Raw genomic sequence first — 16,044 nt, forward strand, 5'->3', positions numbered from 1 at the left:
AGGATATATGAGTACTAAAAACCTTATACAATTAATTGTCATAATTGTAGGAATTATTTTATCAGCGTTTTTCTCATCGTCGGAAACTGCGCTTACTAGTGTAAATATTTTCAAAATCAGGCAAATGGAAAAAAATGGAGTTGAAAAAGCTCCTTTAGTTAGAAAATTGGTAGATAATATTGGTTCGGTCCTAACTACAATTTTAATTGGAAATAATATTGTAAATATAGTAACAACTACAATTGCAACCATATTTTTTACAGAAGTCATGGGGCCAAAGGGTGCGGTAATTTCACCGATTATCCTAACGATAGTTGTACTTATATTTGGAGAGGTTACTCCAAAAAATATTGCAGCAGCAAATAGTGAAAAATTAGCCCTCGCTGTAGCCAGACCTATAAGATTACTCGATATTGTCTTAAAGCCAATAAATTTTATTTTAGGGAAAATTACGGGTGCTATTACTAAAGTATTTGTTGGAGAAGAAGAGGAGTCAAGTCTGGTTACAGAAGAAGATTTAAAAACTATTGTGGATGTTTCTGAAGAACAAGGGGTTATCAATAACGAAGAAAGTGAAATGATTAACAATGTGTTTGAGTTTGGTAATTCATATGTTTCTGATATAATGACTGCCAGAACAAATATGGAGGCCATTTCTATCGAATCAGACCAAGAAGAATTAAACGAGATGCTAAAAGAAACAAATCATTCTAGGATACCTGTTTATGGAAAAAATATCGACAATATTTTGGGCATTCTACATATGAAAGATATAGTTTCTGCTATTGCAGATGGTAAAGAATTAAATCTAGAAGAAATAATTCGACCAGCATACTATGTTTATGATAATATGCACATTTTTGACCTTTTTACCAATATGAGATCAGAAAATGTTTCTCTTGCAATTGTAATTGACGAATATGGTGGAACTAGTGGACTGGTTACAATTGAGGATATAGTTGAGGAATTGGTTGGAGAAATCGATGATGAATACGATAAGGATGAGAAGGATATTTTCAAACTTACAGAAAATTCTTATTTGGTAAAACCAGCCCTCCACCTAAGCGATTTTAATGATTATTTTAACTTAGAACTTGAAGAAATAAAAAATGACTCCATTGGTGGCTATGTAATTGATTACTTATCAAGGATTCCTGAGCAGGGAGATAGTATTGAAGTAGATAATATTAAAATTACTGTAGATGAAGTAGATAGATATAAGATAGAAATGTTAAAGGTAGAATTTATTTAAGGAGAGATAATGAAAGATACAGTTTATGTAAGTGGGCACAAAAATCCCGATACAGACTCAATTATTTCTGCAATTTGCTATGCAGATTTAAAAAATAGACTGGGAGATGTGGATGCTATTCCAATTAGACTTGGAAAATTAAATCAAGAAACCAAATTTGTCCTAGATTATTTTGGAGTAGAAGCCCCTATTTTAAAAGAGTCTATGATTTTGCAGGTAAGCGATTTAAATATAGATAAGTCTTACGCAATAGATCCATCAATTCCTGTAAGGGTTGCCTGGGATATTTTCCAAGAAGGTCTTACAAATTCCCTTGCTGTTGTTGATAATGAAGGAAAAATAATTGGTATTGCTTCCCTTTCAAATATTACAAAATCTTATATGGATGTTTGGGATGATAAAATCATAGGCAGAGCTAATACACCGATTGAAAATATTATTGATGTCTTATCAGCAAAAATCTTATCTCTACCAGAAAATCAAAGACCCTTTGATGGTAAGATGACTGTTATGGCCATGAATGATGACAATCAAGAATTTGATAATTATTTTAGCCAGGGTGATATAGTTATAGTTGGTAATCGAATTGATTATATGGAGTATTTAATTACCCGCAAAGTTTCCCTTGTTATTTTGACAAATGGATCAACTATTGATGAAGATTTGATAGATTATGCCATGGAAAATGATGTTACAATTTTATCTACCGAATATAATACATTTATGACATCACGTTTGCTTCCAATGACCATACCAGTAAGCCATGTAATGACTGAAGATGACTTAGTTTATTTTTCAACCACTGATACCATAGATTTAGTGCGTGAAACAATGGCAAAATCTAGATTTAGATCATATCCAGTAGTTGATGAAAATAAAAAAGTAATTGGTTCTATATCAAGATACCATCTTATTTCATCAAATATGAAAAAATTGATTTTGGTTGACCACAACGAAAAAAACCAATCAATTGATGATATAGACCAGGCAGAAATTATAGAAATCATAGACCATCACAGGGTCGCAAATATATATACAACTGCACCTTTATTTTATAGGGCAGAGCCAGTGGGATCTACTGCTACAATTATTTCTGAAATGTATCTTGAATCTGGGCTTAGACCATCAAAAGAAATTGCAGGACTGCTTTGTGCAGCAATTATTTCTGATACATTGCTATTTAGGTCACCAACAACAACAGATGTTGACCGCCGCATTTTGGATAGGATGAGTAAGATTGCAGACTTAAACCCAGAAGAATTTGCAAATCAAATGTTTAAAGCTGGTACAAGTCTCAAAGAAAAATCTCCAACAGACATTGTAGAAGGAGATGTAAAAACTTTCACAATAAATGGGGAAGATGTTAGAGTTGGCCAAGTGATGACCATGAATCCAGAAGAACTAGAACCACTTCGTGATGAGATTACAAAGCTCATGCAAGAAAAAATTGAGACAAAGGGAGAAACTACCTTTGTTTTAGTACTAACAGATATATTTAATGAAACTAGTGAGCTTTTGGTAGTGGGAGACCACATAGAAGACATTGAAGAAGAATTTGGCAATAAAGTAAAAAATGGCACCATTTCTGCTCCAGGAGTTCTTAGCCGTAAAAAACAAGTAATTCCAAGACTTACAAATGCATTTATGAAAGCAAATTAAAATCTCCTAGCTTAGGCTAGGATTTTTTAAATTTTAAAGCATATGGGGTAATAATTTAAAAGGAGTGTGAGCTTATGGATGAAATAATGGATTTGTATGATGCAAATAGGCAAAAAACTGAAAAAACTTATGTTAGGGGAACAGCCCAACCCAAGGGATTTTATAGGATGGTGGTCCATGTATGCATTTTTAATAGTGAGGGCGAACTTTTAATCCAACAGCGTACTTACAATAAAAAAATGCCTGGCCTTTGGGATGTAACTTGCGGTGGAGCAGTATCTACATGTGAATCATCAGCTATCGGAGCCCAAAGAGAATTGTTTGAAGAACTTGGAATAAAGATTGATTTTACAAATATCAGACCAAGCCTAACTGCAAATTTCCCATTAGGATTTGATGATTTTTATGTCCTACATGCGGATATAAATTTGGATGATTTAATCTTGCAAGAAGAAGAAGTAGCAGATGCCAGATGGGAAAATCTTGAAGGAGTCCTTGCCCTAAGAAGGGCCAATAAATTTGTGAACTATAAGGAATCTTTTTTAAGATTTTTATTTGATTTAAGCCTTGATAATAGATATGTTGAGATATAAAAAAACTCGAAGCTTTTAGCCTCGAGTTTTATTTATTTAATTCCTCAAGTAGGTATTCTGGATCCATGCCGTGTACCATGCATGCTTCATCAAGTGTTTCATATAATGATGATGGACATGATATACAACCCATACCTGCCATAAGGAGTGTGTTTATAGTTTCTGGTTTTGCTTGAATAATCTCACCGATTAGCATATCGCGTGTGATTTCAACTTTGCCAGTTGTTTGTTTTGTATCTTCCATATTTATGCCCCCTTTTTCTAATATAATGGTACTTCAAAAACAGTTATTAGCAAGTGGTTTACTAGGGATTATGTTTTTTGTTGACAATTAGTATAATAATAGAAAATCATAGAAAGGTCAATATTATGGATCAAAAAAAGAAATTAACAGAAGAAATTTTAAAATTAAGAGAGGAATTAAAGGAAAAAAATGAAATGATAAATAATTTGGGTAAAAGTGTTTCTTTTTTCCAATTACTTGTCATACCCCTTATAGCATCAACTATTTCTACACTCATTGTCAAACAATTTTCCCTTACTACTAATCAAAGTGTAGGTTTTTTTATAGTTATATTTATCTTAAGTTTAATTTTTGTAACAATGATAAATAAAAATAAATTAGCTAAGAGAAAAGATGAGCTTATAAAAGAAAGGATGGCCATTCAGAAAGAACTAGTAGCTAAAGGAAAAGAGCTAAGTCAAATTGAAAATTAAAGTCTACTTAGTATAATATTAGCAGTTAGACACATAGAGTGCTAAGGAGGAAGAAATTGAAACAAGAATTTAAAGCTGAAGCCAAAAAAGTCATGGATTTGATGATTAATTCTATTTATACCAACAAGGAGATATTCTTAAGAGAATTAATCTCAAATGCATCCGATGCTTTGGACAAATTATATTACAAAGACTTAAAATCAGACAATGACACACAAAAAGATGATTATTATATAGAAATTATTCCAAATAAAGAAAATCGTAGCTTGACCATAAAAGATACCGGGATTGGTATGGATGAAGAGGATTTAATAGAAAATCTAGGAACAATTGCCAAATCTGGCACTGAATCATTTAAAAACTCAGTAGAAAATTCTGACATAAAAGATTTGATAGGGCAATTTGGTGTAGGATTTTATTCTGCATTTATGGTGGCTGATAAGGTTACTGTAAAAACTAAGAAATTTGGGCATGAAACTGGATACCTTTGGGAAAGTGAGAATGCTGATGGTTTTGAAATATCAGAAACCGATAAAGATGACCAAGGTACAGAAATTACACTTTTCCTAAAAGAAAACACAGAAGATGAAAACTATGATGAATATCTCGACCAATTTAGAATTAGAAATTTAGTAAGCAAATACTCAAACTACATCCGTTATCCAATCAAAATGGAAGTTACAAAAACCAGACTTTCTGAGGATAGCACCGATGAGGATCCAAAATATGAAGATTATAAAGAACTTGATGTTCTAAATTCTGAAACACCAATTTGGAAAAAAAATAAAAGTGAATTATCAGATGAGGACTATATTGGATTTTACCAAGACCAACACTTTGGCTTTGATGAGCCACTTTCATGGCTTCACTTTGCTGCTGAAGGAACAGTTCAATTTAAGGCCCTAATCTACATTCCAAAAAAAGCTCCATTTGATTATTACTCAAAAGATTATCAAAAAGGCCTTCAATTATACACCCATGGTGTAAAAATCATGGACCGCAGCGAAGATTTATTAGATGATGCTTATTCATTTGCAAAAGGTGTGGTAGAAAGTGATGATTTAACTTTAAATATTTCCAGAGAAACCTTACAACAAGACAGGCAATTAAGGGTAATTTCAAAACAAATTAACAAAAAAATCCGTAATCACTTGCTTGATTTTAAAAAAAATGAGCCAGAAAAATACGCTGACTTTTTCAAAGAATTTGGCAATAATATAAAAGTAGCAATTTATGAAGCTTTTGGATCAAACAAAGAAGATTTACAAGACTTATTGCTATTTTATTCTAAAAATGAAGATAAACTAATTTCACTTAAAGATTATAAAGAAAAAGCAAAATCAACAGATGAAAATATCCTTTATGCAACAGGAGATTCTATAGAAAAAATCAAAAATTCACCAGCCCTAGCCCTAGTCAATGATGATCAGGATGTATTATTACTAGATGAGCCTATAGATGAATTTTTAGTAAAAATGCTAGAAGAATATGATGGACTTAAATTTAAATCTCTTGCTGAAGAAGATGAGAGCGAATCAAAGGATGAAAATAATAAAGATTTAATTAAAAAACTTTTAGAAAATCTGCCTGAAGATGTTGTTGACATCAAATTTAGAGAAAAAATGGGTGACATTCCTGCTATGATAAAGCAAAGGGGAGATATTTCTATAGAAATGGAAAAGGCCCTTAAAAATAATCCTCAAGGCCCAGCTGTAAAAGCAGAAAAAGTACTAGAAATCAATAAAAATTCTAAGGCCTATGAGCTTTTAGAAAATGCAAAAGATGATGAAAATAAATGTGAAATTGTAAATCTACTTTTAGACCAAGCAAAATTAATTGAAGGTCTAGAAATAGAAGATCCAGTAGCCTATACTAAAAATATTTGGAAACTTATTTAAGGAAAATTATGGAATATAAGAGAAAAAATGTTTGGTTAAACATTGACCAAAATCAAAAAAACGAACTAGAAGAAATTTCAAAAGACTATATAGATTTTTTAAATATAGCAAAAACTGAAAGACTTGCAACAAATGAGATTATAAAACGTGCTGAGGATGAAGGTTTTGTAAGTCTTGATAAAAAAATCAGCGAAAATTCTCTAAAAGCAGGAGATAAAGTTTATATAGTTAACAAAAACAAGGCAATAGCCTTATTTGTAATTGGTAATGAAGACTTGGAAAAAGGTATGAGCATAATCGGAGCCCACACTGATTCTCCTAGATTAGATTTAAAACCTGTCCCTCTTTCAGAAGATAATAGTATTGCATATTTTAAAACTCACTATTATGGTGGGGTTAAAAAATACCAGTGGACAACAATCCCGTTAGCTCTCCATGGAGTAATTTTTAACAAAAATGGAGAAAAAATTGATGTTTCTATTGGGGAAAATTACGATGAACCGGTATTTACAATATCAGAATTATTAATCCACCTTTCAAAAAAACAATTGCAAAAACCAGCTAGGGAAGTAATCGAAGGGGAACAATTAAAGTTAATTGTTGGATCAATTCCACTTACAGATGAAGATGATAATCCTGTTAAGAAAAATATTCTAAGAATTCTTAAGGAAAAATATGGAATTGATGAAGAAGATTTCATAAGTGCAGAATTTGAAGTTGTCCCTGCAATAAAAGCGCGTAATGCAGGACTTGATAATTCCATGATAATTGGCCACGGCCAAGATGATAGGGTTTGTACCTACTCAACATTAAATGCAATACTTGATTTAGAAAATCCAGTAAAAACTGCAGTAGCCTTATTTGTAGATAAGGAAGAAATTGGATCTCGTGGAGCAACTGCTATGACTTCTCAATTTTTTGAAAATGCTGTGCTTGAGCTTTTAAACATCCAAGGAAAGGCAAATTTAATCAGTCTAAAAAGATCCCTTGCAAATTCAAAAGTCCTATCAGCAGATGTAACCCTTGCTTATGATCCAAATTTCAAAGATGTATCAGAAATAGATAATACAGCCCAATTTGGATGTGGAGTAGCCCTTACAAAATACACCGGTAGCGGTGGAAAGGGTGGATCAAATGATGCAAATGCAGAATATCTATCAGAAGTAAGAATGGCTTTTGAAAAAGAAAATGTAATCTACCAAACAGGCGAGCTTGGTGCAGTTGATGCAGGTGGTGGGGGAACCATTGCCTTTATCCTTGCAGAATATGGTATGGATGTAGTTGATTGTGGAACACCGGTTATTTCTATGCACGCACCAACAGAACTAGTAAGCAAGGCTGATTTATACCAAACAGTACTGGCTTACAAGGCTTTTTATAAAAATATTTGACACACCATTAGACATTTAGTATAATATTACACTCTTGACTTATATGCTCCTTGAAAGTATAATTGATATTAGCATGTAATGAGAGGATGATTTAATGGAGCAAAGATCAGTTAATGACATCAGACAAGAAGTCAAAAGAAATATCGGCAAAGAAGTTATACTCAAGGCTGATATGGGACGTAAACGTATAAAAACAAAAACAGGTGTCATTGTAAATGCATTTCCTAGCGTCTTTACTGTAAAAGTAAATAACGACTTTGATGTGGAACGTACAGTGTCATATTCATATTCGGATATATTAACATCAACTGTGGAGCTAATCTCTGCAGAATAAAAAAACTGATTGGTTTTACCAATCAGTTTTTTATTTATCTTCTGTATTCTCTTCTTCAGTGTCTTCTTGATCTTCATCAGTATCTTGATTTTCATTATTTTCTTTATCAACTTCTATAATGGTAGTGGTAGTTTCGGTAGGATTTACCTCTTCAACCTTCTTTTCACATCCAGTGAGAACACCTAAGACCAAAACAAATACTAAAAATTTATAAACTCTTCTCATTATTTCCCTCTAAATTTTTAAATCAACCCATTTTCCTTGCTTAAACCTATGTCTTAATCCAATAAATCTACTTGCTTGATCAGTTAAAATTGCTATCCAAATTCCATCTAGGCCTAGTTTTAGCAGATTTACCATAACTAGGGTTGCAACTGATCTAACGATTGTTACAGAAATGATAGCAACAAATAGGGTATATCTTACATCCCCAGCAGATCTTAAGGACCCACCATAGATTACTTGTAGTATTTGGAAAATTACAATAAAACCAATATATCTAATTACAATATCACTTTTTTCTATAATGCTTGCATCAGTGAAAAACAAGCTAAATATTGCCCTTCCAAATACCATAAATATTATAGAAATCATAATTCCCATTAGTAAACCAATTTGCTGGCAAGCCTTGCCATATTTTATGGCCTCATCTTTTCTTTCAGCACCTAAATTATTACCAGTTAGGGTGATAACTGCTACACTCATCCCATCTCCAAGGGAAAAAGAAAGTGAAAGCAAATTCATACCGACATTATGAACTGCAAAGTAATCAGTTCCTAGCCTTGCAGCTGTAAGGGCGGTTATGAAAAATCCTATCCTCATGGACATGATTTCAATAAAAATATTGACAGCTAGATTTGAAATTTCTTTGGCAATGGTCTTGCTTATCCTTATATCACCATAGGCCATTTCTTTTAGGCTTAGGTAGGAATTTCTCTTTGTTAGTGAATAAAAGCACATGATAGTTGAAACTGCAGCACCAATTACCGTTGCAATAGCAGCACCTTTCGTCCCAAGGGCAGGAAAACTCAAATTTCCATCAATTAATAAATAGTTGAAAAATATATTTACAATCGATGATACCAGGTTGGTTACAAAGGCGATTCTTGTATTGCCAGAACCCCTGTGTGCTGCATTTATAATCATTGATAGTGAGTTAAAAACTAAACCCAGCATGATTACATTAAAATATTCTTTGGCCATCAGGTGAGTAGCATCATCACTTCCTGCAAAAATTAATATTGGATCTACAAATCTAATCATCAAGATACTTGTAAGGACTACAAATATCATAGAAATTAAAAGTGCAGTTACTAAAGTTTGATTAGCCTTTCTGCGATTATCTTCACCCTGTCGCCTGGCAACAAGGGCTGAAACTGCACTGGATATTGCAAAAAAAGATGTAATTGCCAAAAATTTTGGCTGGGTAGTAAGACCTATGGCAGCAATTGCCTCAGGACCCATGGATGAAATCATAAATGTATCTATGATTCCAGCTAAGGCTATAAAAAAGGATTCAAAAACTGCAGGCCAAGCAATGGCAAGGGCCCTTTTGAAATACTTACTTTCCTGCAAAATCTATCTCCTCATCTAAAAGTTTTAGGTACTCTTCTACAAAAATTTCCATATCATCTGGATGGTCATTTTTTTGCCTAGTTAATATTTCAAAGATTTTATCTGTGGCAAGCTGATTTGCTTTTGTAAAATCCTTGATTTTTAGATAATATTTTATAAAAAGAGCATCCAAAAGGTCACCAGTACCAGCAAAATTATGGTCTATTTTTTTATAATATATTTTATAGGGATTTTTATCAATAACCAGATTATAAAATCCATTTTCATCTTCAAGGCTGGTTATGATATATTTTTTGCCATCCTTAGATAGTTTATTAAAATCATCTAGGCCAAGAAACTCAGCCTCAGTTATATTTGGCATGGTAATATCTGCAATATCTAAAAATTCCTTGTAGATATTTATTTTTTCCTCATCAACTCCCTTATAAAGTTTGCCATTATCTCCCATAATTGGATCAAAAACTATAAGAGGTTTTTTTTCTAAATTTTCAATGTATGATAAAATAATATTTTTTTGTCTCATATCATTGATATAGCCTAAAAAAATCACATCAAAATTAAAATCCAGTTCTTGCCAAACTTGTAAACTATTTTTTATATAATCACTTGTGTCAAAAATAGCAACTTTTCCCATAGAAAAATTATTTGAAATCAAAGCTGAAGGTAGAAAAAAAACATCATGGCCACTATAAGAAAGGACAGGCTCCATCATATTTCCAGCGATCTTTCCTCGGGATACAAAATCGCTTATCAACAGAATTTTACTCATTATTTACTCCTTATTAATATGATATTAATTATAGGCCTTTTGTCAATTAACTAAAAGTTTAAAATTTGCTATAATAATATTATGACAGAAGATCGTTTTAATATTATAGAAAAAATTAATAAGAATAAGTATGTTAAAAAAACAAAAAAATCGATTCTTTCCCTTATTTTCTCAAGGGCTGGAGTATTTTTCATCTTAATTATGCTCCAACTTGGGGCTATGGTTTATTTTTACAAGCACTTAGATATAGACCCAACAGTTTTAATTGGGGGAGATACGGTTTTAAGTTTAATTGTAATGCTGATAATTTTAAATATGGATTCTATAATCGAATCCTATAAATTATCCTGGTTTATACTTATTGCTATTTTCCCATCTTTTGCGACCATGGTATTTTTGCTGGCCTATTTTAGTATTGGTTATAAAAAGGAGCAGAAAAAAATCCAAGAAATCGAAAAAATTTCCAGAAAATATCACAACCGCAACATAGATATGATCGATAGCCTAAAAGAAGATGACCGAGAGCTTTACAATATTCAAAATTATTTTTATGACCTGGGTGGATTTGTTCTTTATGAAAATACTGCTACAAAATATTATCCAGTTGGTGAAGATATTTTTGAAGACTTGTTAAAATCTATAAAAAATGCCAAAAACTTTATTTTTATAGAAATATTTATAATTAGCTATGGCTATATGTGGGGGACAATCTTAGAAGAATTGGTAAAAAAAGTAGAAGAAGGTGTAGAAGTTAGGTTAATAATTGATGGAACAAATCTATTAACCAGAGTAAAAAGTGATTTTCCTAAAGAAATGGAATCAATGGGCATAAAATGCCGAGTGTTTTCACCGATGATTCCAATCATTTCTACTTATTACAATAATCGTGATCATAGGAAAATATTTGTAATTGACAATGAATATGCATTTACAGGTGGGATAAATCTTGCAGATGAGTATATAAATGTTTTTGAAAGATTTGGCCACTGGAAGGATTGTGGTATTCGTTTAAAAGGCTCAGCTTGCGAATCGTTTACAATCATGTTTTTACAAATGTGGAATGCCATTGGAGATGATGTGGAAGATTTTACTCCGTATTTGCCAAGAAAAATGGCCATGGATAGTGAGGGACTTGTGATGCCATTTTCAGATAGTCCTATGGATACAGAATACTATGGCAAAAATTCTATAATTACATTTTTAAATAATGCAAAAGAATACGTATATATTATGACCCCTTATCTGATTATAGAAGATGAAATAGTAAATGCCTTTACAAATGCAGCAAAAAGGGGAGTCGATGTCAGAATTTGCCTGCCTCATATACCAGATAAAAAAATTGCCTTTGCCCTTGCAAAAACCCACTACAATACTCTCATAGGAAATGGTGTAAAAATTTATGAATACACGCCAGGCTTTGCCCATTCTAAAGTATGGCTTGCTGATGATACTTATGGTTTTGTAGGGACAATAAACCTAGATTATAGGGCTCTTTATTTAAATTTTGAATGTGGAGTTTGGATGAAAGATGCTGCTGCCCTAGTTGAAATCAAAAGCGATTTTGACATATTTTTTAATATTGCTAGCAAAATCACCATGGAAGATGTAGAAAAAATGCCAATAACAACAAAAGCAGTAGGCAAACTTGCCAAACCTTTTGCAACCTTGTTTTAAAAAAGAGTACCTAAAGTACTCTTTTTTTATTTTAAAGATAAGGTTTTCATGCTGTAATATTAAATATTATATTTCATAAAGGAGGGGGTTATGTTTAAGAAATTTTCAAGGCTTGGCCAAGCTTTTATGCTGCCCATAGCTATTTTGCCAGTAGCTGGTCTATTGCTGGGACTTGGTGCTGCCCTATCAAATGATGCAGCAGTTGCAGCTTTTCCATTTTTAGGAGTTAGTTGGCTTCAAACCATATTTTCAATAATGTCTGCTGCTGGTAATGCTGTGTTTGCCAACCTGCCATTGATATTTACAATTGGAGTGGCAGTTGGTCTTGCAAATGGTGATAAGGGAACAGCAGGCCTATCTGCAGCCGTAGCCTATTTGGTGTATGCAGGAACGATAGCAGTTTTACTAGAAATGTTTTCAGCTGAAGATGCAAGTATAGATACCGGAGTACTGGGAGCACTTGTAATTGGCTTGATAGTCACAAGCTTGCATAACAAATACCGTCAAATCCAACTTCCGGAGTTTTTAGGATTTTTTGGAGGCAATAGATTTGTACCTATTATTTCAGCCCTAACTGCAATTTTGATTGGAATTGTATTTTATATTATCTGGCCACCAATCCAAAGTGGTTTAGAACAAGTGGGTGAGTGGATAGCAAATCTTGGAACAATTGGATCATTTTTCTATGGTTTCTTTTTAAGATTGACTGGGGCAGTTGGGCTTCACCATACAATTTATCCATTATTTTGGTACACTTCCCTAGGTGGAACTGAAACTGTGGCAGGAGATGTCATTTCTGGAGCACAAAATATATTTTTCGCCCAATTAGCTGATCCAAATCATGTGGGTTTATATACTAGGGGAACAAGATTTTTTGCTGGAAGATTCGCTACTATGATTTTTGGTTTGCCAGCAGCATGCCTTGGTATGTACCATTCGATTCCTAAAGAAAATAGAGCAAAAAATAAGGGATTTTATTTTTCATCTGCCCTAACATCATTTTTAACAGGAATCACAGAACCAATTGAGTTTTCATTTTTATTTTCAGCACCTTGGCTATATGTAATCCATGCGTTTTTAGATGGGGTTTCCTTCTTTGTAGCTGACTTATTAAGTGTAAGAGTAGGAAATACTTTTTCTGGTGGCTTAATTGACTTTATTTTATTTGGTCCTTTGCAAGGCAATGATAAAACTAATTGGATAAGGGTAATACCAGTGGGTATTGTTTGGGCCTTAGTATATTATTTCTTATTTAGAACTTTAGTAAGGAAATTTAAAATTGCTGTGCCAGGTATGAATATTGAAACAGAAGATTCAAAAGAAAATGTAGTTTCAAATAATAATTCAGATTTAGAAAATATTTCTATCCAAATAATTGATGCCCTTGGTGGTGGAGAAAATATAGAACATGTGACAGCTTGTGCTACAAGACTAAGAGTTACAAGTATAGACAAGGCAAAAGTAGACCAAGATGCCCTTAAAAAACTTGGTGCTACTGCAGTTGTAGAAGTACAAAATGGAATTCAAGCAGTCTTTGGCAACAAGGCAAACATTTATTCCTCAAAAATAAATGAAATTTTAGGCATGGATGATTAAATAATATTAACCATATTCTGTAGAAGAATATGGTTTTTTATTTGCAAAAATTGATAAGGATGCTATAATTATAATAGTGTATGGCGTGACACAAAACACTTATAGGAGGCAAATAATTTGTTTGAACTTAATCCAAACTCTGAAACACCTCTTTATTTGCAAATTGTTGAACAAACTAAACTTGCTATTGCCAAGGGTTATTTTTCAAATGGAGATAAATTTCCATCTGTTAGAGAGCTTTCTCGTAATCTTTTGATAAACCAGGCTACAGTATCAAAGGCATTTAAAGAGTTAGATAGGCAGGGAATTATAGAAACCAAGGCAGGAATAGGCACATTTATTTGTTTTGATGATGAGAAAATAAATGATAGAGTAGATGAGATAAATAAAAAATTGCAGGATGACTTAATTGAGGCAAGATACTTAGGCATTAGCCTTGATGAAGTGATTAAGATGTATGAAAGGGCGGGTGATTATAATGATTGTTGAGGCAATTAATATAAATAAAAGCTTTGCAAACAAAAAAGTTTTGGATGATGTAAGCCTATGTTTAGAAAAAGGAAATATTACAGGACTTGTAGGTAGAAATGGTTCTGGAAAAACCACCTTGCTTAAAATTTTGTCAGGAATTTATAGTGCTGATAGTGGCAAATTTAAAATAGATGGTAATTCCTTGATTATTAATCCAAAAACCATTGAAAAAATTGCCTACCTGCCTGATAGATTTGATTATTTTAACTACGATAAAATCAAAGAAATCCCAGGATATTATAAAATAATTTATCCAAGATTTGATGAAAAGTTTTTTATAGATGAAATTAGCAAATATAATTTTGACCTAAATCAAAATGTAAGAAACCTATCAAAGGGTGAGAAAAATCTTTTGGGACTTATAACAATAATATCAACTAATGCTGAAGTTTTGCTAGTAGATGAGATCTTAGATGGAATGGATGTAATCAATAAACGTCATATCATCGAGTATTTGCTAGATGCCAGGGATAAGGATTGTGCAGTTTTTGCATCAAGTCACGAACTTGCTGGCCTAAGCGGCATATGCGATGAGATTTATTATTTATCCAAGGATGGGCATTTGACAACAACTAATGCTGATGATAACAGAAATATAAACAAAATCCAAATTGTAGTAAAAGACAATCTACCAGGAGAAATTAGGTCTAGGGCAATAATAATTTCTCATATAGGTAGGGTCTATAATATTTTAATTGATATGGAGGAGAAAGATCTTGAAAAACTATTAGATTCTCCAGAAATTGTCCAATATGATAGGCTAGATATGAAAGTAGAAGATTATTTTTACTTGGAAGAAGGAGCTAAGTAATGAAAGATTTAAAAAATTTATTTAAACTAGTATGGAAAAGATTTTCTGTATGGATTATCCTTCTTACAATACTAACTCTTTTGCTAAATGGATTAAGTGCCAGAGATCAAATAAAGCGAAATGAAGACATCTTAGAAAATTTAGTGGTGAGTATGGCAAAAGATGTTGGAGAAAAAGCGCCAAAAAGTGATGGCAAATTCGATGAGAAATATATAGAAGAATCTAAAAAAATTTTTGATAAGTTCCAAAAAAAATATAAACTTCACTTCACAGAAGCAGATGAGGATGGTTATTTCCCAGGATTTTTTGAAGAGGATGATCCATCTATAGATTATGAAAAAGTCAGTCTTGCAAACAATTTTAAACAGGCAATGCATTTTATATCTGAAAAAGGAATTGCAAATAATTATTACAATGCAAATTTATTTGCACCCCTAGTATTTTTTGTAAGTGTGATAGGATTTCTAATCACATCTATGGAGCAATCCTTCCCTTATTACGAATTTACAACCATGCTACCATGGAAAAAACGAGATGAAGTATGGATGAAGGCCCTAATAGTTTTTGGACTAGGATTAGGATTATTCTTGGTAAATCTTTTTGTAAGTTCGCTTATATTAGGGACTTCAAATTTATCTAATATAGCTGGAACACCACGTATTGGTAATATTGCAGGTAAATTAATATTAACCATGTTTGGTACAAGTATTTTGGTTGTATCAACAGGGATGATTGCCGGAAACTTTTTGGGCCATATTGGAATGATGATTGTTGCCCTTGGCGGTTTTGAACTGATTTGGCAAAATATTAGAGTTATAATTTCAATTTTTAGTCCAGCTTTTGATGAAAATTTATTATTCAATTTAGACCAAAAATTTGAAAGATTTTTAACAAATATACCTGAAATAATTAAACCATTCATATCAATAACCCATACTAAGGAAGAATATGCTTATCTATTTGGTTTTATAATTGTTGCAATACTGTGGGCAGTATTGGCATATTTTGTTAGCCAAAAACTAAGTGGAGAAAAATCAGGATATATGATTATTTCAAATCCTATCGAAAAATTTGTAAAAATCCTGGCTATATTAAGTTTTACAAGTTTGTTTTATGTTATAATTTCAGATACCATAGTTGGAATAAACTCAATTCCGCTTGATTTGGCAATTTACATCCTTGGTCTCTTGATAAGCATAAAACTATTTGATATTCTATTTAAGATAAGACTTAAATTTTAGCTT

At 32.3% G+C, this 16,044-nt stretch carries 16 protein-coding genes; 12 read left to right on the plus strand and 4 right to left on the minus strand.

The features are described from left to right. The first annotated feature begins 7 nt into the window (after positions 1-7). The 3 genes from OC526_RS06610 (at position 8) to OC526_RS06620 (ending at position 3,504) form a co-directional block, all read left to right on the plus strand. Positions 8-1,252, plus strand: a complete 1,245-nt coding sequence (locus OC526_RS06610) for a hemolysin family protein (RefSeq protein WP_262122938.1) — start codon at positions 8-10, stop codon at positions 1,250-1,252. Between the two features lie 9 nt (positions 1,253-1,261). Continuing rightward, complete coding sequence (locus OC526_RS06615; RefSeq protein ID WP_262122939.1) at positions 1,262-2,911, plus strand: putative manganese-dependent inorganic diphosphatase; 1,650 nt, start codon at positions 1,262-1,264, stop codon at positions 2,909-2,911. A 74-nt stretch (positions 2,912-2,985) separates the two neighbouring features. Next, complete coding sequence (locus tag OC526_RS06620; RefSeq protein WP_262122940.1) at positions 2,986-3,504, plus strand: NUDIX hydrolase; 519 nt, start codon at positions 2,986-2,988, stop codon at positions 3,502-3,504. A 28-nt stretch (positions 3,505-3,532) separates the two neighbouring features. Here the strand turns inward: OC526_RS06620 and OC526_RS06625 are convergent, their stop codons facing one another. Continuing rightward, positions 3,533-3,748: a DUF1858 domain-containing protein gene (locus OC526_RS06625; protein WP_296141652.1), complete on the minus strand. Its 216-nt coding sequence runs from the start codon at positions 3,746-3,748 to the stop codon at positions 3,533-3,535. A 125-nt stretch (positions 3,749-3,873) separates the two neighbouring features. Between OC526_RS06625 and OC526_RS06630 the strand changes: the two genes are divergently transcribed. The 4 genes from OC526_RS06630 to OC526_RS06645 all read left to right on the plus strand — a co-directional run bounded on the left by OC526_RS06630 (position 3,874) and on the right by OC526_RS06645 (position 7,844). Then, on the plus strand, positions 3,874-4,221 hold the full coding sequence (locus OC526_RS06630) for a hypothetical protein (RefSeq protein ID WP_262122942.1): 348 nt from the start codon (positions 3,874-3,876) through the stop codon (positions 4,219-4,221). 56 nt (positions 4,222-4,277) lie between these two features. After that, positions 4,278-6,119: a molecular chaperone HtpG gene (htpG, locus tag OC526_RS06635; protein ID WP_262122944.1), complete on the plus strand. Its 1,842-nt coding sequence runs from the start codon at positions 4,278-4,280 to the stop codon at positions 6,117-6,119. A gap of 8 nt (positions 6,120-6,127) precedes the next feature. Further along, positions 6,128-7,510 carry an aminopeptidase gene (locus OC526_RS06640; RefSeq protein WP_262122946.1) on the plus strand — a complete coding sequence of 461 codons (1,383 nt, stop codon included), beginning with the start codon at positions 6,128-6,130 and terminating at the stop codon, positions 7,508-7,510. Positions 7,511-7,604: 94 nt separating this feature from the next. Next, the gene (locus OC526_RS06645) at positions 7,605-7,844 is read left to right on the plus strand and encodes a Veg family protein (protein ID WP_203127572.1); all 240 of its coding nucleotides are present in this window, start codon (positions 7,605-7,607) and stop codon (positions 7,842-7,844) included. Between the two features lie 30 nt (positions 7,845-7,874). Here OC526_RS06645 and OC526_RS06650 read toward each other — a convergent pair whose 3' ends face one another. The 3 genes from OC526_RS06650 to OC526_RS06660 are packed head-to-tail and all read right to left on the minus strand — an operon-like array spanning position 7,875 to position 10,188. Beyond that, positions 7,875-8,069 (minus strand): hypothetical protein, encoded by a 195-nt coding sequence (locus OC526_RS06650; protein WP_262122949.1) that lies wholly within the window; start codon positions 8,067-8,069, stop codon positions 7,875-7,877. Between the two features lie 9 nt (positions 8,070-8,078). Beyond that, a complete protein-coding gene (locus OC526_RS06655; protein WP_262122951.1) occupies positions 8,079-9,419 on the minus strand; it encodes an MATE family efflux transporter in 1,341 nt (446 codons plus the stop codon). After that, the gene (locus OC526_RS06660; RefSeq protein WP_262122953.1) at positions 9,406-10,188 is read right to left on the minus strand and encodes a bifunctional hydroxymethylpyrimidine kinase/phosphomethylpyrimidine kinase; all 783 of its coding nucleotides are present in this window, start codon (positions 10,186-10,188) and stop codon (positions 9,406-9,408) included. Before OC526_RS06660 ends, OC526_RS06655 begins: the two co-directional genes overlap by 14 nt. An 81-nt stretch (positions 10,189-10,269) precedes the next feature. On the opposite strand from OC526_RS06660, the gene OC526_RS06665 reads away from it, so the two are divergent. The 5 genes from OC526_RS06665 to OC526_RS06685 all read left to right on the plus strand — a co-directional run bounded on the left by OC526_RS06665 (position 10,270) and on the right by OC526_RS06685 (position 16,041). Beyond that, entirely contained in the window at positions 10,270-11,862 is a 1,593-nt protein-coding gene (locus tag OC526_RS06665) for a phospholipase D-like domain-containing protein (protein ID WP_262122954.1), read from the plus strand. Positions 11,863-11,952: 90 nt separating this feature from the next. Then, a complete protein-coding gene (locus OC526_RS06670) occupies positions 11,953-13,458 on the plus strand; it encodes a PTS transporter subunit EIIC (protein WP_262122955.1) in 1,506 nt (501 codons plus the stop codon). Between the two features lie 117 nt (positions 13,459-13,575). Beyond that, on the plus strand, positions 13,576-13,947 hold the full coding sequence (locus tag OC526_RS06675) for a GntR family transcriptional regulator (protein ID WP_262122957.1): 372 nt from the start codon (positions 13,576-13,578) through the stop codon (positions 13,945-13,947). Continuing rightward, a complete protein-coding gene (locus tag OC526_RS06680; protein ID WP_262122958.1) occupies positions 13,937-14,800 on the plus strand; it encodes an ABC transporter ATP-binding protein in 864 nt (287 codons plus the stop codon). The genes OC526_RS06675 and OC526_RS06680 overlap by 11 nt, the downstream gene beginning before the upstream one ends. After that, entirely contained in the window at positions 14,800-16,041 is a 1,242-nt protein-coding gene (locus tag OC526_RS06685) for a hypothetical protein (RefSeq protein ID WP_262122959.1), read from the plus strand. The genes OC526_RS06680 and OC526_RS06685 overlap by 1 nt, the downstream gene beginning before the upstream one ends. Positions 16,042-16,044 lie beyond the last annotated feature (3 nt).

Source organism: Anaerococcus sp. Marseille-Q5996, assembly GCF_946893725.1.
GTDB classification, from domain to species: domain Bacteria; phylum Bacillota; class Clostridia; order Tissierellales; family Peptoniphilaceae; genus Anaerococcus; species Anaerococcus martiniensis.